Genomic DNA, 20781 nt, shown 5'->3' with positions numbered 1-20781 from the left:
AGGAAAACAATTATGTTGAAATTGAATCTTGCTAACTTGCAACTTTTCGCCCACAAAAAAGGTGGAGGTTCTACATCAAACGGACGTGATTCACAAGCAAAACGTCTTGGAGCTAAAGCAGCTGATGGACAAACTGTAACAGGTGGATCTATCCTTTACCGTCAACGCGGTACTCACATCTACCCAGGTGTGAACGTTGGACGTGGTGGAGACGATACTTTGTTCGCTAAAGTTGAAGGCGTAGTACGCTTCGAACGCAAAGGTCGCGATAAGAAACAAGTTTCTGTTTACCCAATCGCAAAATAATTTGTATTCAAAAACTCTCTGATTGGTCAGAGAGTTTTTTTGTGCTCTTTCGATTGATGCCCCCATCTTTTTTCATCCTCTAGATTATGGTATAATGGAGTGATATTGTTAGAAGGAAGAAGACATGAATATTCAACAATTACGCTATGTTGTCGCGATTGCTAATAGTGGTACTTTTCGTGAAGCAGCTGAAAAAATGTACGTTAGTCAACCGAGTCTGTCCATCTCTGTGAGAGACTTGGAGAAGGAACTTGGTTTTAAAATTTTCCGTCGGACTAGTTCAGGGACTTTCTTGACCCGCCGCGGGATGGAATTTTATGAAAAGGCCCAAGAATTGGTCAAGGGCTTTGATGTTTTTCAAAACCAGTATGCTAATCCTGAGGAAGAAAAGAAGGAATTCTCGATCTCGAGCCAGCACTATGATTTCCTTCCTCCATTGATTACCCAATTCTCTGTCCTTTATCCGGAGAATAAAGACTTCCGGATATTTGAGTCGACGACAGTTCAAATCTTGGATGAAGTGGCTCAAGGGCATAGTGAATTAGGGATTATCTACCTCAATAAGCAAAATACCAAGGGAATCATGCAACGAGTGGATAAACTGGGCTTGGAAGTCGTTGATCTCATTCCTTTCCAGACCCATATTTATTTGCGCAAGGGTCATCCATTAGCCAAGAAAGAATTCTTAGTGATGGAGGACTTGGCACACCTACCGACCGTTCGCTTTACCCAGGAAAAGGATGAGTATCTCTACTATTCGGAGAACTTCGTCGATACTAGTAGCAGTTCCCAACTCTTCAATGTGACAGACCGAGCGACCTTGAATGGGATCTTAGAGCGGACCGATGCCTATGCGACTGGGTCTGGCTTCTTGGATAGCCAGTCGGTGAACGGTATTACCGTTATCCCCTTGATCGATGATCTGAATAATAAAATGGTCTATGTCAAGCGGGAAGAGGTGGATCTCTCACCTGTAGCTGAGAAGTTTGTCCAAGTCATGGAAGCCTACTTTGATGAGAAGAGGTAGGCAATGAAGAGAAAAGTAAGTATTTTTATCAGTATCCTCCTCTTAATCCTTATGGATCAAGCGGTGAAGGGGTATGTTGTTAAGGAGATCCCGCTAGGGGGTATGCGTCGCTTCATTCCCAAAGTAGTCAGTCTGACCTACCTAAAGAATTCTGGCGCAGCCTTCTCCATGTTAGAAAACCAACAGTGGTTCTTTACCATTATTACCCTGACTGCGATGGGAGCAGCCTTTGTCTACCTTTATCGTCACATCAAGGGTTCACTCTGGCTCTTGTTGGGGTTGACCCTGATTATCTCAGGGGGAATTGGCAACTTTATTGACCGGGTTCGTCAGGGCTTTGTCGTCGATATGTTTCACTTGGATTTTATGAATTTTGCCATTTTTAATGTAGCAGATATTTATTTAACCGTCGGTGTGGGCTTGTTATTGATCTATATTTTAAGAGAGGAGAGCCATGGAAGTTAGAGTAGAAGTCGCTGGAGCGCGACTGGATAAGGCTGTCTCAGAGTTGACTGAACTCTCACGTGGCTTGGCCAATGAGCAGATCAAGGAAGGAAAAATCCTCGTCAACGGTCAAGTCAAAAAGGCCAAATATACCGTAAAAGAAGGGGATGTCATCAGCTATGAAGTCCCTCAAATGGAAGAAGTGACCTACGAGGCAGAAGATATCCCCTTAGAGATTGTCTATCAAGATGCGGATGTCGTAGTGGTCAATAAACCCCAGGGCATGGTGGTCCATCCTAGTGCCGGCCATACCAGTGGGACGCTGGTCAATGCCCTTATGTATCACATCAAGGACTTGTCAGGGATCAATGGGGAGCTTCGTCCGGGGATCGTCCATCGAATCGACAAGGACACCTCTGGCCTTCTCATGGTGGCTAAGAATGATGCAGCCCATGTAGCCTTGGCAGATGAGCTCAAGGCTAAGAAGTCCTTGCGTAAGTATTGGGCCATTGTTCATGGCAATCTACCCAACGATCGGGGTGTCATCGAGGCGCCGATTGGGCGGAGTGACAAGGACCGCAAGAAGCAGGCTGTGACAGCCAAAGGGAAACCAGCCCTGACCCGTTTCCATGTCTTGGAACGTTTCGGGGATTATAGTTTGGTCGAGCTGCAATTGGAGACTGGGCGAACCCACCAGATCCGGGTTCACATGGCCTATATTGGCCATCCGGTCGCTGGTGATGAAGTCTATGGACCTCGCAGGACCTTGAAAGGCCATGGGCAATTCCTCCATGCTAAAACACTGGGCTTTACCCATCCTCGGACGGGAGAGGTCATGGAGTTTTCAGTGGAGGTTCCGGAGGTTTTCCAAAAAACCTTGGAGCAGCTTCGTCAAGGATAAGCATTCAATCATAAAAACGAGTTTACCTCTTGTGGTTCAAACTCGTTTTTTTGTGGGCAAATGGAGATTCCCCCTGGTCCGCTCTTAGTATTTTTTAAGGCTTTCATGGTATAATGTTACAATCGAATACTCTGGAGAATGAATGGATGAAGAATAAGCGAATTGTGTTTAAAGTGGGGACCTCTTCCCTAACTAATCAAGATGGAAGCTTGTCTCGGAGCAAGGTCAAGGCCATCACCCAGCCCGATTAAGGGATGCGGTTTGTAGTCCAGGTGGCTCTACCATCGCAGGAGTCAACTGCTTAGAACAAGTCGGCTTACGAGGCGACATTATTGCAGGTGTGGAAGCAGCCTACAAACGGACCCAAGAAATGGGACAAGAGGCAGGGAAGAATTAGAAAAAAGATTGGTTTTAGCCAATCTTTTTTACGTTAGAGAGCCTCTATTTCTACCAAACCATTTTCAGTCAGACGATAGATCTTTTTGCAGACTTCTTTGAGGAAGGTCCGATCGTGGGACACTGTAACCAGTCCGCCTGGGTAGTCTGCGAATAGGCGACGAATTTCTGGTTGGGAAGTGGGTGAAAAATTACGAGTAGGCTCGTCCAAGAGCAGAAACTGGGGACTTGTGAGTACTAATTGAAGGAGGAAGAGTTTTCCTTGCTGGCCACCAGAAAGTTCAGAGATTGGATGGTGCATTTCAGAATAGGTAAAGTTGAGGGAGGCTAAATGCAATTGAATGGTGTTGATTTCTTCACGATCGCCTGAATGCTGTAGAAATTGAACGGGTGTCTGAGTCAGAGGGAGACGTTCAGTGTAATCTTGAGGCATATAGGCAGTGCGGATACTCTCATTCTTCTGTAGACTTTTCCAGATCATTTTTAGGAAAGTGGATTTCCCAACACCGTTGGAACCGATAATCCCTATTTTATCCTGTCCTAGAAGAGTAAGGGAGAGGTTCTTGACCAGGACACGATCACCAATTGCGAGCTCTTCCTGATCTAAGAGAAGGACACGTTTTTGAGGAGACAAGGGAGTGAGGGGTGGGAAATGCAGATTGATGATTTCCTCATCATAGGGTTGGGAAGTCATGGATTGGAATTCTCGCTCGTAGCGCTTTTCTTGTGAGAGGAGGGACTTCATTTTCTTTGCCAGGAGACGTCCAGCAGTGCTATCTTTGGTGTTTCGTAAGGAGGTTTCGACTTGCTGACGGACACGACGGTGCTTCTCCATAGTTTTTCGGTAGGCTCGTTGATCGTTGGCCGCTTGCTGAGACTGTTGATTAAATTGTTGTTCCCTCTGGCTACTGTAGTCTTGATAGCCTAGATGCTCTACGATGGTTTCAGCTTCCTTGCGGTGTTTGATCTGTCTGAGGTGGATGATCGTATCCGCCGTCTGAGTCAAAAAATCCTCATGATGGGAAATAAATATTATTGTTTGGGGACTCGTTTGGATCATCTGCTGGAGCCAATCCAAGGTCTCCAAATCCAGATCATTTGAAGGTTCATCTAAAAATAGTAATTCATGAGGACGACAAAGTTCGTGAAGAAGTTGGACTTTGAGGGATTCTCCTCCAGATAGACTTCCGATAGCTTGATCGCTTGTAAAGCGCTCGCTATTAAAATGCAATTGATCTGCCAGTCTGTAGAGGGTGGCATAGTCTAGCTCGTCCTCTCCAAAAAAATATTCTTCCAAGGTTTTTCCCTTCAAAGCTTCCGGTAAAGTTTGGGGAATATAGGCATAGGAGTGAAAGGAAGTGGTGATTTCGCCTTCTATGGTCAGATAATCTGGTAGAGATTTTGGGGACATGAGGACCTGAAGTAAGGAAGATTTTCCATTCCCTTCTTCGCCAATAATAGCAACTTTTTCTCCTTCATGAATGGTCAGGGAAAGATCTCGAACCAGATCTCGTAAATCTTTTGTATGTCGGATAGTGAGGTGGGATAGTTTTAGCATAAGATTCCTTTCTACTGGGACAAAAAACAGCTCTACCTATTTAGTAGAGCTGTATTCAAGTGAAACCCAAGCAGAAAAAGACCTTATTTAGCCAACACAAGGTTGGAAATTAGGCGAGAGGGTACACAAAAAGAGATAGAACAAGCAGTCCACTAAATAAAGTATCTTATTTAACGAAACTTAGTTGTTCATATCTCCTTACCTCCGAATGTGATTAGCTTTATTCTATTCCTTTCATTCCTTATTGTCAAGGAAATCCTTACTTCTTCCTCTCTTTTCTGCTCGGGCTTTGGTCGGAAATATGGTATAATAAAGGTTATGCAAGCTAAACCGTCTTCTGCCTATGTGCATATTCCATTTTGTACCCAGATTTGTTATTATTGTGACTTTTCTAAGGTTTTTATCAAGAATCAACCGGTCGATGCCTATCTGGAACACTTAATCCAGGAGACTCGATCCTATGAGATTGGCAAACTTCGGACTCTCTACATTGGTGGAGGGACACCGACAGCCCTATCTGCCCAGCAACTGGCCTATCTCTTGACAGAATTGCCCAAGGTCATGGACCTATCGGAGGTAGAAGAGTTTACCATCGAGGCCAATCCTGGCGATTTGGATACGGATAAGATTGCGGTTCTCAAGGACTCTCAGGTCAATCGGGTCTCTCTGGGTGTCCAAACCTTTGATAACAAGATGCTGAAAAAGATCGGACGGAGTCACCAGGAGCAGGATATCTATGACAATATCCGCTACCTCAAGCAGGCAGGATTTGACAATATTTCCATCGACTTGATCTATGCTCTGCCGGGTCAGACCATGGACCAGGTCAAGGAAAATATCGCCAAGGCGATCGACTTGGACATCCCCCATATGAGTCTCTATAGTTTGATTTTAGAAAACCACACGGTCTTTATGAATCGGATGAGACGGGGCAAGCTTCCTCTGCCCAAAGAAGAGCTGGAAGCAGAGATGTTCGAGTACATCATTGAGGAGTTGGAAAAAGCAGGCTTTGAGCATTATGAGATTTCCAATTTCTCCAAGCCTGGCTTCGAAAGTCGGCACAATCTGGTCTACTGGGATAATGCAGAATACTATGGTCTAGGAGCAGGAGCTTCTGGCTATGTCGATGGGATTCGTTACAAGAATCACGGACCAATCCGGCATTACCTAGAGGCTGTTGAGGCAGGTAAGGCTCGGATCACAGAAGAACACCTGACACTGGAAGAGAAGATGGAAGAGGAGTTGTTCCTTGGTCTACGGAAAAAGACAGGTGTGTCCAAGGCACGTTTTGAAGAAAAATTTGGTGTCTCCTTTGACCAACGCTATGGACAAGTGGTGGCCAGTCTGACGGGGCAGGGACTCTTGGTTCCAGATGACAAACAGGTTCGGATGACCAAGAGAGGTTTGTTCCTTGGTGATACCGTAGCAGAGAAATTTATATTGGAGTAAACGATGGCTAAAATTTATCAGTATGACATGAAAGTTCCTTTTGATATGAGCGATGTGAATGGCTTTATCAAGATGCCACAGCTCATCCTCTTGTCCTTGCAGGTGTCAGGCATGCAGTCGATGGAGCTGGGTGTCAGTGACAGGGACCTGCTCGAACAGCGCAATCTGGTGTGGATCATCACCGACTATGACATCACGGTTCATCGCCTGCCGGTCTTTGATGAACAGATTACCATTGATACCCAGGCCCTGGCCCACAATCGTCTCTTTTGCTACCGTTCCTTTGTCGTTAGAGACCAGAAGGGTCAAGCTATCGTCGAGATGGTGGCAACCTTTGTCTTGATGGATCGGGATAGCCGCAAGGTCCAATCCGTACCGGAAGAGATCACAGAGCCATATGAGTCACCGTTTGAGAAGAAGATTCGCCGTGGTCCACGCTATCCAGAACTGAATGGAGCTATGGAGCAGGACTACCATGTGCGTTTCTATGATTTGGACATGAACGGCCATGTCAACAACAGCAAGTACCTAGACTGGGTCTTTGAAGTGATGGGAGCAGAATTCCTAAGCCGGCATATCCCCAAACGGGTCCATCTCAAGTATGTTAAAGAAGTCTTGCCTGGGGGCATGATCACCTCTAGCGTCGAGCGAGAAGGAATGGTCAGCAATCATCTCATCTCATCGGAAGGCCAAATCCACGCACAAGCCCTGATCACTTGGGAAGAAATAGATAAGGAAACATTATGGAAAAACGAAGATTAAAACAAAAAAAGAAGACTTGATGGAGGTACAACGACGGGTTGTTGCCTATGCTCGTCGTAAGAAAAATCCCCTCTATGTATTGGGGGATGGCTTCTTAACCTTAGTCGCAGCCATTTATATCTTTATTGAGGAAGCGGTTCGTTTTATCCGCTATCGGTTGAGTTTTAAAGCCTTTCTGCGTTTTCTCAAGGAAGATGTCCGCTGGTATCGTGTCTGGATTCATTTGATTTTGGCCTTTATCCTGCCTGTTGTCGTTTTTTCTTTGAGTATCACCAGCCAATCGGGTAGCTTCTGGAGTAACTTCTTTGACAAGCTTTCCCAAGGTGTCCTCTTCAGTACGACTATCAGCCTCGCAGCGACCTTAATGACAGACTTCATTGAGACCATGAAGCCTATCCAGGCCGAGAAAGAAAGCAATGAGAAAAAAGAAACCGGCGTCTATACCATTACCATTGATCAGGCTAAGATTGGTGGTTTAATGGTGACCATCGTCATCTTGATGATTTCCTCCTTCCTCTTTACTCAGGCTGGAAAAGCAAGTATCAATTTCTTCGGTCTGGTCCTTCAATTTGCCTTATATGGAGCTTGCTTACTTCTGTATGGAGCAGGAGGCCAGTTTCAAGGTCAGGAGAAAGTAGCAGAGGGAGCAAGTGAAAAAGGAGACCAAGAATCCTATGACTTATAAGGGTTATTTAATTGACTTAGACGGAACCATCTACAAGGGCAAGGAGCGGATCCCAGCTGGGGAAGTCTTTGTCCACCAATTGCAAGAGCGTCAGATCCCCTATCTCTTTGTGACCAACAATACTACCCGGACGCCGGAAATGGTCCAAGAGATGCTGGCAGGCCAGTTCAATATCGAAACGCCACTGGATACTATCTATACAGCGACGCTAGCGACCATTGATTATATGGTGGATATGAATCTTGGGAAAACTGCCTATGTCATTGGAGATGTAGGCTTGAAACAAGCCATTGCTGAAGCAGGCTTCGTCGAAAATACCGTGAATCCAGCCTATGTCGTGGTGGGCCTCGATTGGGAAGTGGACTTTGAGAAATTCTCTATCGCGACCTTGGCTATTCAAAAGGGAGCCCATTTCATCGGGACCAATCCAGACCTCAATATCCCGACAGAACGGGGAATGATGCCAGGGGCAGGTGCTCTAAATGCCCTAATCGAAGCAGCAACGCGCGTGAAGCCGACCTTTATCGGTAAGCCCAATGCCATCATCATGGATAAGGCCATCGCTCACCTGGGACTAGAGCGCGAAGAAGTGGTCATGGTAGGGGATAATTACTTGACTGACATTCGAGCAGGAATTGACAATGGCATCCCTACTTTGCTGGTGACGACTGGCTTTACCAAGCCAGAAGAAGTGCCAGACCTGCCCTTGCCACCAACGCACGTCCTATCGAGCTTAGCGGAGTGGGATTTCGATGCGTGACCGGTTAAACGTAACGGGCTTTGTCCTCTGGCTCTTAGCAACGGTGATTTTGGGAACCATTCTACTAGCCTGGTTGATCTATCCCATGGAGATTAGCTGGTTACGAATTCAGAATCGGACCGGTTTGGCTCCAACAGTCATTCAGAAGAATTTTCAGATCCTTATGCGGTATTTGACCAGTCCTTTTACCTGGAAGCTGGACATGCCGGATTTTCCATCCTCTCCAGATGGCCTCCATCATTTCCAAGCAGTCAAGTACCTCTTTCACCTTACCCAGGCCCTGTTCTTGGTCTTGTTGCCAGTAGCTATACGATTTATTCGAACAGTGATGCGTAAGGGCTACGCAGGCCTCTATCGCCCTTTATTTGGTGGGATGGTTCTCTTACCGATTATCATAGGAGGAGTGACCCTCTTTATTGGTTTTGATCAATTCTTTACCCTCTTTCACCAAGTCCTTTTTGTCGGAGATGCTACCTGGCTCTTTGATCCTTATCGGGATCCGATTATTCTAGCTTTACCGGAGGACTATTTCCTACATGCCTTTCTGATTTTCTTTGTATTGTATGAAGGGGCTTTTGGATGGTGCTACGGGTGGAGTCGGAAAAGAAAAACAGTAGATTAGTGGAGTGAATGGATGAAACAGTTCAATCGATTTATAGACCCCAAAAAGGATTTGGGAAGCTTTTCAGGGATGGTTTGCCTCTATCTCTTGGTCATGGTCTTTGTCAGCATCATTTCGACCTTTGCCGTTACCCTCTTTATGTTTGGACGGTATGGATTGGAGATGGCAGAGAAGCAGGAGTATGTAGAAAAAATCATCAATGGAAATGGGATTAGCTACTTGATATCTGTCAGTATAGGTGTCCTCCTATTTGCCCTTTATCGGCAAGGATCCCTCTTCAAAGGAGATGTGAGACAAAAGGGACGCAAGATGACCTGGCAGACTTTCTTAGTGTTCATTGCCTTCTTGGGGTTTGCCCAATTGGCTTCTAGTGCCTTATCTCAGCTATTGGACCACATGATGGAAACCTTGGGCTTTTTCAAGCCTCAAGAGGACATGTCTGAGCAACTCAGCCAATCTTGGAGCCTCTTGCTCTATGCGACCCTAATAGGTCCTATCACAGAGGAATTGGTATTCCGGGCCGCTGGACTGAGAGCCTTAGAAAAGTATGGAAAAGTCTTTGCGATCGTCATGACAGCCTTGGCTTTTGGAATGTTCCATGCCAATTTTGATCAGTTGTTCTTTGCGACAATTATCGGCTTTGGCTTTGGCTACTTGACTTTCGAGTATTCGATCTGGTGGGCTATTTTCTACCATATCTTTAACAACCTGGTCCTCTCTCAAGGGCTTCATTACCTCGGCACGCATGTGAGTATGAATGTAGCCGAGTGGGTTCAAATTATCGTCTTTTTAGGTGGAACTATCGCCTTTACCATCGTCTTGATTTTAAAGAGAAAAGCTATTTTTCACTACATTCAAGAAAACCGACCAGCACTAGGCGTCTTCCAAAGAAGCTTGTATTCCTTCTGGTTCTGGGTCTTGGTCCTTGGGACAACTCTTATGTCCTTACTTCCTTATATAAGAGGCTATTAATATCAAAGAGGCTGGGACAAAAGTCCTAGCCTCTCAATTATCTTTGGATTGTTGAGCAAGACGCAGTGGTTGAGTGGGCTCTACTACGCTGATTTCATCAGCTTTTACAGCCCTACTCAGCTGTGCGGAGGTGGGACGACGAAATCGAATTCTAACGAATTACCGATTTCTGTCCCACTCTCTTTTTGCTATAATAGAGGTAGTAGAAGTGATGGTAAGCAATCGGGTTGATTGGAAATTACTTGTTACGTCATCGCTTGGTCTAGTATTACTAAGAAGGATTCGAAAGTAATTGTTAATGAAATAAGGAGATTTATGGTTAAAGATTATAAAGAACTAAGAAGACGTTACAATATTCCAGCGATTGTCCTATTGGTTATTCTAGCTCTACCATTTTTATATATCGTGCAAGTGACCCAAAGTAAAATTATTGCAGCCATTTGTTTTTTGATTTACCTAATGATTGAGCTGGTTCTAGCTATCATTAAAGATACGCTTTTAATCAAAAAGTTGTATAGTCTCATCTATGAGGATATCAATCTAGACCTGATGGCAAGCTATATTTTGACTCAAAAAAGAAAAAGTATCAAAACGATTAAGGTGAGAGTACAGATAGCTACCCTTTTCTATTATTATAGGATTGGTGACTTTGGATCTATTGAAGCAGTTGTAAAGGAACTCGAGGAGAATCAGAAGTTTACAGATTCTGAACAAGTAACATTAAATGAAATTCTACTGAATGCGAACCTATTTTCAAGGCCGGATCTGAAGGAAGAAGAGTTCGAGGAGTTACTAGCTAACTATTTAGCAGATGATGAATCGCTCAAGATGGCTTACAGAGCCCGCTATGATTTACTGGTCAAAAATGAAGCCAATGATGCCGTTTTAAAAGAAGTAGCGAACAATAGGTTCTCTCAATTGGAATCTATGTATCTAAAGGGGGTTAATGAGTACCTCAAAGGAAATATTAATGTGGCAATGGAGCTATTTGCTACCATTGTGAAAGAAGATGAGAGACTGTATCTGGTCAGAATGGCTCAGGCCTATCTAGGTTGTGAAAACTCAGGAGGAAAGAGTGTTTCGCTTGATGCAAGACAAGAAGAAGTCACTGTAAAACTATTGCGTTTGAAGCTGGTAGAAGAGGAGCCGGTCAAACGAGATATAGCAGCTAAATCTAATAGAGGGCTTGCTTTTTTCAGAGGCTGGAAAATCGCTCTTCTTTTAATCCCGCCATTTTTAATGTATGCGATAATTTTAGTGGCCCTAGCTGTCCTCAAAAAAATAGGGTCATTCCTTCCCCAAAAATTTAAAATATGGCTGCTTTTATTAATTCCTGTCGCAATGATCATATTCTATATTAAACAAGAACAAGAATTGAATGCTATTAAAGATGGCCGGTATTATCTAGTGGTTAAGAGTAAATCTTCTAGTACAGCTTCTATAGATAAGTCGACTTGGGTAGAGTTTTCTGGGGATTATATTATTCTCAAAGAAGGAAATACAACGACTACAATTCTGTATAATAGTGAGGATCGAAGTTTTGAAAAAGAAGGAATAATTTATAGGTTTACTGATGACCATGGAGACTTATCAATCAGTGACATGGTTTCACACGAGTCAGTGTCATACGTCAGTACAGAGAGTTCAATGTTCCCTAAATATGAAAAAGGTAGAGTAATAGTTTTTGATTGAGAGTTAGAACATGCCCAGAAATTATAGCTTTGGTTCTACTGTACTTCAAGAAAGGATCTGTTTAAATCGTGAAAATTACAAAGAAAAAATGGATACTAGCCTTACTGGTATTGCTTTCGCTCATGGGTGGGATTTGGCTTTATTTACGTTTTTCAACTGAGAGTTATTACAAGCAATTTTATGAATACAGTGGAAAAGCAAAAATTGAGGACTATGAGATGATTGCGGATGGTGCAGGTATTATCACCCACTGGAAATCAACTGATCCTAAGGAAGATCGCTTGATGAGGGAATATGGGTCTTATTATTATTTTGATCCTGTCAGAGTCGGTTCAAAACATATTTTGCATATGAATGTGAAATTGAGAGAGGATATGTACTATCAGAAAAAACGTCCATCTAAGGATGAATATTGGACTGTTAGTGTCTACAAGGTTGAGGGAGAACGATTAAAAGAAGAGAAAGAGATTGATTTGTTTAAAGTTGTTAAACAGTTCGATCCGGATTATATTCCTACAGAATTAGGCTCAGTGTATTCATGGAATGGACGTGAGTTAGCTGCTTTACAAATTCGTAGTACAAAAGATGACTCGATTCGGAAGAAGATGTATTTAAATCTAGATACTCGTAAATTGGAAAGAAATGAATCCTTAGAGAATGATCACCAAAGAAAACCGGTTCCGGCTTTCAATGTACCAATTGATCGTGAGACGAGCAGTATTGAAGAATTGAAATTTTTTGATAATTGGTTTTCGATTGAGCCCAAGGATCTCTCAAAAACGCAATTTAAGAAATCTTCCAAGGCCTATCAACTCTTGAAGGAAAAAGATACTAAAGTCATAGTAATAAAACCCCAGAATAGTGCGGATCAATATGCAAAAAGTATTGCTGTATTTGAACTCTTTATGAAGAAGGGTGTGAATCTCTATCAAGATGTCACGATCCCGGCTGAGATATCTAAAGATGGTCAAGTCCATACCACACAGACAAAAGAAGAGTTCGATCAATATTACGATCTGGAAAAGGCTCGAAAAGCCTACCATGAGATTGATTAAAGTAAGAAGCTACAAAGGACAAGAATTATGATCGAAGAACGAATTCTTGCTGCTAAGCAGTATGTTAAAACCTTATTTGCTGATCGAGCGGATGGTCATGATGTAGAGCATACCCTCCACTTTTATAGCAATGCTATGAGAATCGCACAAGCTGAAGGTCCATGTGATCTGGAGATAGTGGGTTTGTCAGCTCTTCTTCACGATGCTGATGATGATAAATTGTTTCAGACAGAGAATCATGCGAATGCTCGCATGTTTCTAGAAGAGGTTGGTAGTCCTAAAAATCAAATCGACCAGATTTGTCGGGTTATCCATGCTGTTTCTTTCAGCAAAAATCGTGGTAAACATCCAGAAACCATAGAAGGAAAGATTGTCCAGGATGCAGATCGTCTGGATGCGATAGGAGCTGTAGGAATTGCGTGAACTTTTTCCTATGGTGGCCACAAAGGGAGGTCCCTCACTGATACCGTCCAACATTTTCATGACAAGTTGCTCCTCTTAAAAGATGAAATGAACACGGAGACTGCTAAGCAAATAGTAGAGAGTCGCCATCAATTTTTAATCAGCTTTCTAAAAGAACTAGAGAAGGAATTGGACTGAGTAAAATATTGAAATTAACTTTTATAAAAGACTCATTTGAAAGGAAGATATGCTAAATCGACTATTGAAAACCCCCATTTTAAGTTGTTCAATTATATTTGTTATCTGCTCAGTAGTAAGGGTAATTGAATATTTCTATATGAGGACAGATGAAACTTTTTTATCGGAGAATTTTCTACACAAGCTTTTTGGAATACTTTTATTGTGGGGAATTCTTTCAATTAGCAAATTAGGATGGAAAGATATTGGTTTTACTTCTAACGGAATCATGAGTGGTGTAGGAAAGGGACTGCTCTTTGGTTTAGTATGCGCCATCTTTTCATATGTAGTTGAATGTCTTACCCTCTTTTTTCTTCACGGAAATGTTTACTTATCGTTTTACGCCAGTGGTTTTTCCTTAACCAATGAAAAAGGATCACATGCAGGAATCTTATTTATCCTCTTAAGTGCTTTATTTAACCTGATAAATGTCTGGATGGAAGAAGGAATATTTCGTGGCCTTTTCACAAAAATTCTTGAAGGAATTTCTTACCGTAGAAGTCTATTTTTCATAGCCTTTTTATTTGGAATATGGCATTTGGTAATGCCGTTTAGAGATTTTCTTCAAGGAGAATCTTCTCTCACAAATCTTATTGTTATGGGAATTGGATATGTCATCCTAGCAGGAATGATGAGTATCAAGTGGTCCTTACTTTACAAAATGACAGGTTCCTTGTGGCTAGGATTAGGAGACCATCTTTTCAACAATCTTGCTTCAAATCTGGTTCATGTTGTCTCAAATTCTGAATCGGATAGTTTGCAGATAGTGAGAATTCTTCTGTGGCAGTTGTTGTCATTTGCAATTGTTTTGAGCATCTATAAAAGAAAGTCGAAGACTATAGTGAATCAATGATGAAGCCCTTTTAGTAATTTTTTAATCCTATTATAGTTTATGAAACTACGGTTTAAAACGAATGACATCATATAACAATATAAAGAGGGGAATTGCCCCTCTTTTTTGCTATAATAGAGAGTATGAACAACTTGATTAAATCTAAGCTCGAGCTCTTGCCGACGAGTCCGGGCTGTTACATTCACAAAGACAAGAACGGAACCATCATCTATGTGGGGAAGGCCAAGAATCTTCGCAATCGGGTGCGGTCCTATTTTAGAGGGAGCCACGATACCAAGACGGAAGCGCTGGTATCTGAGATTGTGGATTTTGAGTTTATCGTCACTGAGTCCAATATTGAGGCCTTGCTTCTTGAGATCAACCTCATCAAGGAGAACAAGCCTAAGTACAATATCATGCTCAAGGACGACAAGTCCTATCCCTTCATCAAGATTACCAATGAGCGCTATCCGCGTCTCATCATCACGCGCCAGGTCAAAAAGGATGGTGGCCTCTATTTCGGCCCCTATCCAGACGTGGGTGCGGCCAATGAGATCAAGCGACTTTTGGATCGGATTTTCCCTTTCCGCAAGTGTACCAATCCGCCTTCTAAGGTCTGCTTTTACTATCATCTGGGGCAATGTATGGCCCACACAGTCTGCCACAAGGACGAGGCTTATTTCAAGAGCATGGCGCAGGAGGTTTCTGATTTCCTTAAGGGGCAGGATGACAAGATTATCGATGATCTCAAGCTCAAGATGACTACCGCGGCGCAAAACATGGAATTTGAGAGGGCGGCCGAGTATCGGGATCTGATCCAGGCTATCGGGACCCTGCGGACCAAACAGCGGGTAATGGCCAAGGATTTGCAGAATCGGGATGTCTTTGGCTACTACGTAGACAAGGGCTGGATGTGTGTGCAGGTCTTCTTTGTCCGTCAGGGCAAGCTGATCGAGCGTGACGTCAATCTCTTCCCCTACTACAATGATCCGGACGAGGATTTCTTGACCTATGTGGGGCAGTTTTACCAGGAGAAATCTCATCTGATTCCCAATGAAATTCTGATCCCTCAAGATATCGATGAGGAAGCAGTCAAGGCCCTTGTGGATACCAAGGTCCTCAAGCCCCAGCGAGGGGAGAAGAAGCAGTTGGTCAATCTGGCCATCAAGAATGCCCGTGTTAGTCTGGAGCAGAAGTTCAATCTCCTTGAAAAATCCATGGAGAAGACCCAAGGTGCTATTGAAAACCTTGGAAAACTCCTGCAAATTCCAACCCCTGTGCGCATTGAATCCTTTGATAACTCCAACATCATGGGGACCAGTCCGGTCTCTGCCATGGTGGTCTTTGTCAATGGGAAGCCAAGCAAAAAGGACTACCGCAAGTACAAGATCAAGACCGTCGTCGGGCCAGATGACTATGCCAGCATGCGGGAGGTCATCCGTAGACGCTACAGCCGGGTCATGCGGGATGGCTTGACGCCACCAGATCTGATCGTTATCGATGGGGGTCAGGGTCAGGTCAATATCGCTAAGCAAGTTATCCAAGAGGAGTTGGGACTGGACATTCCCATTGCAGGTCTGCAAAAGAATGATAAGCACCAGACCCATGAATTACTCTTCGGTGATCCTCTCCAAGTCATTGAACTTTCGCGCACCTCACAGGAATTTTTCCTCCTCCAACGGATCCAGGATGAAGTTCACCGTTTCGCTATCACCTTCCACCGCCAGCTACGATCCAAGAATTCCTTCTCCTCCCAGTTGGATGGCATCGAAGGCTTGGGACCAAAACGTAAGCAGTTACTGATGAAGCACTTTAAGTCACTGACCAAGATCAAAGAAGCAACTGTGGATGAGATTGTCACAGTCGGCATCCCACGAGCAGTTGCTGAGGCGGTGCAAGCCAAGCTCCAACAAGGAAAGCAGGAAGAGGGAAGTTCTTTGATGGAAGTGGCGGAGTCCTCCCAAGGACTTGAGTAATTGCACCATCCAATTCAAATGGATGGTTTTAACGTTTTTATTTGTTTTTGTTATTCTTAATGTATACAGATTTTTCAATCCATAAAGGAGTAGTTATGAACCATCGAATCGCTATTTTATCTGATATCCACGGAGATACAAGAGCCCTGGAGGCAGTGATTGCGGATGCGCGTGCTCAAGGCGCGACGGAATATTGGCTTTTAGGGGACATTTTGCTACCGGGGCCAGGAAGAGAGGACCTTTTTGACTTGCTGGATGCAATTCCTATCACAGCGGTTGTTCGTGGAAATTGGGACGATTGTGTCCTAGAGGCTTTGGATGGCGAGTACGGGCTTGAGGATCCGCAGGAGATCCAGATGCTTCGTCTCACTCAGTATGTCATGGAGGGACTGGATCCTAAGCGGATCGATTGGCTTCGATCCCTTCCTTTGGTAGAGAAGAAGGAGGTCAATGGTATTCGCTTTTCACTGACCCACAATTTGCCAGAAAAGAATTACGGTGGAGACTTGCGTCCAGCAAATGTGACGGAGAACTTTGACCAATTGCTGGATGACCAGACAGATATGGCCATCTACGGTCATGTTCACAAGCAGTTGCTTCGCTACGGCAGCCAGGGCCAGCAGATTCTTAATCCAGGGACTATTGGCATGCCATATTTCGACTGGGAACCAATTCAAAACCACAGAGCTCAGTATGCTCTGATTGATGTCGAAGAAGATGGAGTGACCAACCTGCAATTTCGTAAGGTGGCCTATGACTATGAAGGAGAGCTCCAAGATGCCAAGGACAAGGGCCTTCCCTTTATTGAAATGTACGAAGAATTGAGACGCGAGGATAACTATCGAGGTCATAACAATGAGCTCCTCGCAAGGTTGAATAAGCAGTATGGTTATGACCAAGACGTCAAGTACTTCTATGACTTTCTTTCCTAAATGATCAATGAAAAAACTCTGCAAGCTCTTTCATTTTGTGTTAAAATAGAAGTAATAGAATTAGAAAAGGAAGTTGACTATGAAATTCCTAGAACTCAACAAAAAACGTCATGCGATCAAGCATTTTACAGACCAGCCGGTCGATCCAAAGGATGTGCGGACAGCTATTGAAATTGCGACCTTGGCTCCAAGTGCACACAATAGCCAACCATGGAAATTCGTGGTCGTTCGTCAGAAAAATGCGGAATTGGCAAAAGTAGCTTACGGTGGGAACTATGACCAAGTCATGGAAGCACCTGTGACCATCGCTCTCTTTACAGATACCGATTTGCAACGTCGGGCTCGGAAGATTGCGCGTGTCGGTGGGGTCAAGAACTTCACAGATGAGCAGTTGCAATACTTCATGCAAAACCTTCCTGCCGAATATGCTCGTTACAATGAGCAACAGATCAGCGATTACTTGGCATTAAATGCTGGGTTGGTCGCGATGAACTTGGTATTGGCCTTGACTGACCAAGGGATCGGCTCGAACATCATCCTTGGCTTTGACAAATCAAAAGTCAATGAAGTCTTGGAAATCGAAGAACGTTTCCGTCCAGAACTCTTGATTACTGTCGGCTATGCTGCTGAGAAGGTAGAACCTAGCTACCGCTTGCCAGTAGACGAAATCATCGAAAAACGCTAATAACAACAGAAATAACCGGATGGTCCTCGTCTCGTACGATACAAGTCCGGTTTTCTAGAATCCTTTGGCAGGCTAGTGGATAGTCGCTGATGGGATTTTGTAGTGTTCAATTTAAATCGAAATAACGGAGGAATGCATGACAACAATTGACTTTAAAGCAGAAGTAGAAAAACGCCGCGAAGAAATGATGGCTGACCTTTTCAGCCTCTTGGAAATCAACTCAGAACGGGATGACAGCCAGGCGGATGCGACTCATCCTTATGGACCTGGACCAGTCAAAGCCCTTGAGAAATTCTTGGAAATTGCTAAGCGTGATGGCTACGAAACAACTAACGTGGATAACTATGCTGGACACTTCACCTTTGGACAAGGGGAAGAAGAGCTCGGGATCTTTGCCCACATGGATGTGGTACCTGCTGGTAGTGGCTGGAACACAGATCCTTACAAACCTGAGATTATCGATGGCAAGCTCTATGCACGTGGTTCATCTGATGACAAGGGACCTACAGTAGCTTGTTACTACGGTTTGAAGATTATCAAGGATCTGGGATTACCTGTATCTAAGCGCGTGCGCTTTGTGGTCGGTACAGATGAAGAATCTGGTTGGGGCGATATGGACTACTATTTCAAACATGTCGGCCTTTCTGATCCAGACTTTGGTTTCTCACCAGATGCGGAATTCCCAATCATCAACGGGGAAAAAGGAAACATTACCGAGTATCTCCACTTCGGTGGTCAAAACACAGGTCAAGCGCATCTTCATAGCTTCACCGGTGGCCTTCGTGAAAACATGGTACCTGAGTCAGCAACTGCAGTCGTTTCTGGGCAATTGCCAGATTTAGTGGATCTCCTTGATGCCTTTGCCAATGAACACCAACTTCGTTATGAAGTGTCTACAGTAGATGAAGACCAGTACAAGCTCACTATTATCGGGAAATCTGCCCACGGCTCTACACCAGAAGCTGGTATCAATGGAGCAACCTACTTGGCTCTCTTCTTGAACCAGTTTGACTTCGGTGGAGATGCCAAAGCATACTTGCAAGTGTCAGCATCTCTTCTCCATGAAGACTTTGCTGGTGAGAAGCTTGGCATTGCCCATACAGATGAGAAGATGGGGGCTCTCAGCATGAATGCGGGTGTCTTCAACTTCGACGAAAACAGCTCAGATAACACCATCGCCTTGAACATTCGTTACCCTAAAGGAACAGATCCAGAAACCATCAAAGCTGGACTTGAAATAGTAGAAGGAGTGGCATCCGTTAGCTTGTCAGCCCACGGCCACACCCCTCACTATGTTCCTATGGAAGATGAATTGGTCTCAACGCTTTTGCGTGTTTATGAAAAACAAACCGGACTGAAAGGTCATGAGCAAGTAATCGGTGGCGGAACCTTTGGTCGTCTATTAAAACGTGGGGTTGCCTTCGGTGCCATGTTCCCAGACTATGTGAACACGATGCACCAAGCCAATGAATTTGCGGATGTAGAAGATCTCTACCGTGCAGCTGCAATCTACGCAGAAGCCATCTACGAACTCATCAAATAAGATGCTACTCAGCCGGCACTTGCTGGCTGAGTTTTTGCTTAGAGGAGGAGAAATGGAGCAACTAGAGCGGATCAAAGAGGCCATCATGGCCGATCCACAAAACAAAGACTATACGGATAAGGGGATTGAGCCCTTGTTTGCGGCACCAAAGACTGCTCGGATCAATATCATCGGACAGGCACCTGGACTGAAAACACAAGAAGCGTGCCTCTATTGGAAGGACAAGAGTGGGGACCGCTTAAGGGAATGGTTGGGAGTCGATGAAGAGACCTTTTACCATTCGGGTCTATTTGCGGTCATTCCCATGGACTTTTATTTCCCAGGGCATGGCAAGTCAGGGGATTTGCCACCTCGCAAGGGCTTTGCGGAAAAGTGGCACCCTCTGCTCCTTAAGGAGTGTCCGGATATTGAGTTGACTCTCTTGATTGGCCAGTACGCCCAAGCCTACTATCTCCATGAGAAAGTCAGTGGCAAGGTGACCGAGCGGGTGCGCCGATACAAGGACTACCTGCCAGATTATTTCCCTCTGGTCCACCCTTCGCCCCGCAATCAGATCTGGATGGCCAAGAATCCCTGGTTTGAGGCAGAAGTGGTGCCGGCTCTTCAGGCTCGGGTTCAGCAGATTTTAGCAGAGTTTAACAAATAATAATTAGTGATATATACAGGGGGAGGTATTCTATGGAAGCATATCAAAAAGTCAAAGATAGATTAGACCAACTCGGGATTAATTTTGATGTGGTGGAACACCCACCGGCATTGACTACTGAGCAGGCCGATTCCTATATTGAAGGTCTAGAAGGGGTCCGGACCAAATCCATGTTTTTGACCAACAAAAAGAAAACCCAGTACTATCTGCTCATCATGGATGACCAGAAACCTTTGGACATGGAGGATTTCAAAGACCAAGTAGGAGCCAATCGGATCCGTATGGCTTCAACTGAATCTCTGGCAGAAAAAATGCAATTACCAGCTGGGACAGTATCTCCCTTTGGATTGTTAAACAATGAAAATAAGGATATTCTCGTTTATTTTGATCAGGACATTGTGTCAGAGGAAATCATGACCTTCCATCCTAACACGAATGAAAAGACGATCTTTATCAAAACCCAAGACCTATTCCGCTTTTTAGAATCTATTGATTTTAACTATGAAATACTAACCTTGCCCTAGTGGCATCAAAAAGGAGAAATCATGAAAGAAATTCCATTTAATGACTTTTTAGCAAAGTACCAAGCAGGAGAAATTAACGTCGTCGATGTCCGTGAGCAGGAGGAATATGATGCCCTTCATCTGGATGGGGTGACCTTGCTTCCCTTATCAGTGTTGGCAGAACGGTATTCAGAACTGGACAAGGGACAAGCCTATTATGTCATCTGCAAGTCTGGTCGGCGTTCAGCCCGCGCTTGCCAATTTTTGGAAGAAGCGGGCTATGACGTGACCAACGTCCAAGGTGGCATGGATGCATTGGAATAGCTGGGATATCCTAGCTTGTGAATTCCGGTAGAACATTGAATTCTAGTGGAAATTTTTATATAATATATCTGT

21 protein-coding genes and 2 pseudogenes are annotated in these 20781 nt (G+C 44.2%); 22 read left to right on the top strand and 1 reads right to left on the bottom strand.

Features of this window, described 5'->3' with window-relative positions:
* Positions 1 to 12 precede the first annotated feature (12 nt).
* The 5 genes and pseudogenes from rpmA to HMPREF9421_RS10420 all read left to right on the top strand — a co-directional run.
* Positions 13 to 306, top strand: coding sequence for a 50S ribosomal protein L27 (gene rpmA / locus HMPREF9421_RS07895; RefSeq protein WP_003002805.1), 294 nt, complete (start codon positions 13 to 15; stop codon positions 304 to 306).
* A gap of 124 nt (positions 307 to 430) precedes the next feature.
* Entirely contained in the window at positions 431 to 1333 is a 903-nt protein-coding gene (locus tag HMPREF9421_RS07890) for a LysR family transcriptional regulator (RefSeq protein WP_006596491.1), read from the top strand.
* A gap of 3 nt (positions 1334 to 1336) precedes the next feature.
* Positions 1337 to 1798 (top strand): signal peptidase II, encoded by a 462-nt coding sequence (gene lspA / locus HMPREF9421_RS07885; RefSeq protein WP_006596490.1) that lies wholly within the window; start codon positions 1337 to 1339, stop codon positions 1796 to 1798.
* Positions 1788 to 2678, top strand: coding sequence for an RluA family pseudouridine synthase (locus HMPREF9421_RS07880; RefSeq protein ID WP_006596489.1), 891 nt, complete (start codon positions 1788 to 1790; stop codon positions 2676 to 2678). The genes lspA and HMPREF9421_RS07880 overlap by 11 nt, the downstream gene beginning before the upstream one ends.
* Before the next feature lie 229 nt (positions 2679 to 2907).
* Positions 2908 to 3075: pseudogene (locus HMPREF9421_RS10420) on the top strand (pyrroline-5-carboxylate reductase dimerization domain-containing protein); the annotation flags it as partial.
* 33 nt (positions 3076 to 3108) lie between these two features.
* Here the strand turns inward: HMPREF9421_RS10420 and HMPREF9421_RS07875 are convergent.
* Positions 3109 to 4632: an ATP-binding cassette domain-containing protein gene (locus HMPREF9421_RS07875; RefSeq protein ID WP_006596488.1), complete on the bottom strand. Its 1524-nt coding sequence runs from the start codon at positions 4630 to 4632 to the stop codon at positions 3109 to 3111.
* Between the two features lie 318 nt (positions 4633 to 4950).
* Between HMPREF9421_RS07875 and hemW the strand changes: the two genes are divergently transcribed.
* The 17 genes and pseudogenes from hemW to HMPREF9421_RS07790 all read left to right on the top strand — a co-directional run bounded on the left by hemW (position 4951) and on the right by HMPREF9421_RS07790 (position 20709).
* A complete protein-coding gene (gene hemW / locus HMPREF9421_RS07870) occupies positions 4951 to 6081 on the top strand; it encodes a radical SAM family heme chaperone HemW (protein ID WP_006596487.1) in 1131 nt (376 codons plus the stop codon).
* Positions 6082 to 6084: 3 nt separating this feature from the next.
* A complete protein-coding gene (locus tag HMPREF9421_RS07865) occupies positions 6085 to 6843 on the top strand; it encodes an acyl-ACP thioesterase domain-containing protein (protein WP_006596486.1) in 759 nt (252 codons plus the stop codon).
* A gap of 19 nt (positions 6844 to 6862) precedes the next feature.
* Positions 6863 to 7528: a hypothetical protein gene (locus HMPREF9421_RS07860; protein WP_006596485.1), complete on the top strand. Its 666-nt coding sequence runs from the start codon at positions 6863 to 6865 to the stop codon at positions 7526 to 7528.
* Positions 7518 to 8288 (top strand): TIGR01457 family HAD-type hydrolase, encoded by a 771-nt coding sequence (locus tag HMPREF9421_RS07855; protein WP_006596484.1) that lies wholly within the window; start codon positions 7518 to 7520, stop codon positions 8286 to 8288. The genes HMPREF9421_RS07860 and HMPREF9421_RS07855 overlap by 11 nt, the downstream gene beginning before the upstream one ends.
* Positions 8281 to 8910 carry a TIGR01906 family membrane protein gene (locus tag HMPREF9421_RS07850; protein ID WP_006596483.1) on the top strand — a complete coding sequence of 210 codons (630 nt, stop codon included), beginning with the start codon at positions 8281 to 8283 and terminating at the stop codon, positions 8908 to 8910. Before HMPREF9421_RS07855 ends, HMPREF9421_RS07850 begins: the two co-directional genes overlap by 8 nt.
* Positions 8911 to 8922: 12 nt before the next feature.
* Entirely contained in the window at positions 8923 to 9882 is a 960-nt protein-coding gene (locus HMPREF9421_RS07845) for a CPBP family intramembrane glutamic endopeptidase (RefSeq protein WP_006596482.1), read from the top strand.
* Positions 9883 to 10197: 315 nt separating this feature from the next.
* Positions 10198 to 11574 (top strand): hypothetical protein, encoded by a 1377-nt coding sequence (locus HMPREF9421_RS07840; protein WP_006596481.1) that lies wholly within the window; start codon positions 10198 to 10200, stop codon positions 11572 to 11574.
* Between the two features lie 68 nt (positions 11575 to 11642).
* Positions 11643 to 12629 carry a hypothetical protein gene (locus tag HMPREF9421_RS07835; protein WP_006596480.1) on the top strand — a complete coding sequence of 329 codons (987 nt, stop codon included), beginning with the start codon at positions 11643 to 11645 and terminating at the stop codon, positions 12627 to 12629.
* Between the two features lie 27 nt (positions 12630 to 12656).
* A pseudogene (locus HMPREF9421_RS07830) lies at positions 12657 to 13229 on the top strand (HD domain-containing protein).
* Positions 13230 to 13278: 49 nt separating this feature from the next.
* Entirely contained in the window at positions 13279 to 14121 is an 843-nt protein-coding gene (locus HMPREF9421_RS07825) for a CPBP family intramembrane glutamic endopeptidase (protein ID WP_006596478.1), read from the top strand.
* A 122-nt stretch (positions 14122 to 14243) separates the two neighbouring features.
* Positions 14244 to 16076: an excinuclease ABC subunit UvrC gene (gene uvrC / locus HMPREF9421_RS07820; protein WP_040803075.1), complete on the top strand. Its 1833-nt coding sequence runs from the start codon at positions 14244 to 14246 to the stop codon at positions 16074 to 16076.
* Positions 16077 to 16171: 95 nt separating this feature from the next.
* On the top strand, positions 16172 to 17008 hold the full coding sequence (locus HMPREF9421_RS07815; RefSeq protein WP_006597259.1) for a metallophosphoesterase family protein: 837 nt from the start codon (positions 16172 to 16174) through the stop codon (positions 17006 to 17008).
* Between the two features lie 79 nt (positions 17009 to 17087).
* On the top strand, positions 17088 to 17693 hold the full coding sequence (locus HMPREF9421_RS07810; RefSeq protein WP_006596475.1) for a nitroreductase family protein: 606 nt from the start codon (positions 17088 to 17090) through the stop codon (positions 17691 to 17693).
* Positions 17694 to 17829: 136 nt separating this feature from the next.
* Positions 17830 to 19236 carry a dipeptidase PepV gene (gene pepV, locus HMPREF9421_RS07805; protein WP_006596474.1) on the top strand — a complete coding sequence of 469 codons (1407 nt, stop codon included), beginning with the start codon at positions 17830 to 17832 and terminating at the stop codon, positions 19234 to 19236.
* Positions 19237 to 19288: 52 nt separating this feature from the next.
* Positions 19289 to 19882, top strand: coding sequence for a uracil-DNA glycosylase family protein (locus HMPREF9421_RS07800; protein WP_006597256.1), 594 nt, complete (start codon positions 19289 to 19291; stop codon positions 19880 to 19882).
* Positions 19883 to 19914: 32 nt separating this feature from the next.
* Positions 19915 to 20406 (top strand): prolyl-tRNA synthetase associated domain-containing protein, encoded by a 492-nt coding sequence (locus HMPREF9421_RS07795; protein ID WP_006596472.1) that lies wholly within the window; start codon positions 19915 to 19917, stop codon positions 20404 to 20406.
* Positions 20407 to 20427: 21 nt separating this feature from the next.
* Positions 20428 to 20709 (top strand): rhodanese-like domain-containing protein, encoded by a 282-nt coding sequence (locus HMPREF9421_RS07790; protein WP_006596471.1) that lies wholly within the window; start codon positions 20428 to 20430, stop codon positions 20707 to 20709.
* The last annotated feature ends 72 nt before the right edge of the window (positions 20710 to 20781 follow it).

Origin of the sequence: Streptococcus australis ATCC 700641 (assembly GCF_000186465.1) — a bacterium.
GTDB classification, from domain to species: Bacteria; Bacillota; Bacilli; order Lactobacillales; family Streptococcaceae; genus Streptococcus; species Streptococcus australis.
This window is presented reverse-complemented; position numbering and strand designations above follow the sequence as displayed.

Coding starts and splice junctions, on each gene's coding strand:
- rpmA (WP_003002805.1), top strand. CDS start 13: ATGTTGAAATTGAATCTTGCTAACTTGCAACTTTTCGCCCACAAAAAA.
- HMPREF9421_RS07890 (WP_006596491.1), top strand. CDS start 431: ATGAATATTCAACAATTACGCTATGTTGTCGCGATTGCTAATAGTGGT.
- lspA (WP_006596490.1), top strand. CDS start 1,337: ATGAAGAGAAAAGTAAGTATTTTTATCAGTATCCTCCTCTTAATCCTT.
- HMPREF9421_RS07880 (WP_006596489.1), top strand. CDS start 1,788: ATGGAAGTTAGAGTAGAAGTCGCTGGAGCGCGACTGGATAAGGCTGTC.
- HMPREF9421_RS07875 (WP_006596488.1), bottom strand. CDS start 4,632: ATGCTAAAACTATCCCACCTCACTATCCGACATACAAAAGATTTACGA.
- hemW (WP_006596487.1), top strand. CDS start 4,951: ATGCAAGCTAAACCGTCTTCTGCCTATGTGCATATTCCATTTTGTACC.
- HMPREF9421_RS07865 (WP_006596486.1), top strand. CDS start 6,085: ATGGCTAAAATTTATCAGTATGACATGAAAGTTCCTTTTGATATGAGC.
- HMPREF9421_RS07860 (WP_006596485.1), top strand. CDS start 6,863: ATGGAGGTACAACGACGGGTTGTTGCCTATGCTCGTCGTAAGAAAAAT.
- HMPREF9421_RS07855 (WP_006596484.1), top strand. CDS start 7,518: ATGACTTATAAGGGTTATTTAATTGACTTAGACGGAACCATCTACAAG.
- HMPREF9421_RS07850 (WP_006596483.1), top strand. CDS start 8,281: ATGCGTGACCGGTTAAACGTAACGGGCTTTGTCCTCTGGCTCTTAGCA.
- HMPREF9421_RS07845 (WP_006596482.1), top strand. CDS start 8,923: ATGAAACAGTTCAATCGATTTATAGACCCCAAAAAGGATTTGGGAAGC.
- HMPREF9421_RS07840 (WP_006596481.1), top strand. CDS start 10,198: ATGGTTAAAGATTATAAAGAACTAAGAAGACGTTACAATATTCCAGCG.
- HMPREF9421_RS07825 (WP_006596478.1), top strand. CDS start 13,279: ATGCTAAATCGACTATTGAAAACCCCCATTTTAAGTTGTTCAATTATA.
- uvrC (WP_040803075.1), top strand. CDS start 14,244: ATGAACAACTTGATTAAATCTAAGCTCGAGCTCTTGCCGACGAGTCCG.
- HMPREF9421_RS07815 (WP_006597259.1), top strand. CDS start 16,172: ATGAACCATCGAATCGCTATTTTATCTGATATCCACGGAGATACAAGA.
- HMPREF9421_RS07810 (WP_006596475.1), top strand. CDS start 17,088: ATGAAATTCCTAGAACTCAACAAAAAACGTCATGCGATCAAGCATTTT.
- pepV (WP_006596474.1), top strand. CDS start 17,830: ATGACAACAATTGACTTTAAAGCAGAAGTAGAAAAACGCCGCGAAGAA.
- HMPREF9421_RS07800 (WP_006597256.1), top strand. CDS start 19,289: ATGGAGCAACTAGAGCGGATCAAAGAGGCCATCATGGCCGATCCACAA.
- HMPREF9421_RS07795 (WP_006596472.1), top strand. CDS start 19,915: ATGGAAGCATATCAAAAAGTCAAAGATAGATTAGACCAACTCGGGATT.
- HMPREF9421_RS07790 (WP_006596471.1), top strand. CDS start 20,428: ATGAAAGAAATTCCATTTAATGACTTTTTAGCAAAGTACCAAGCAGGA.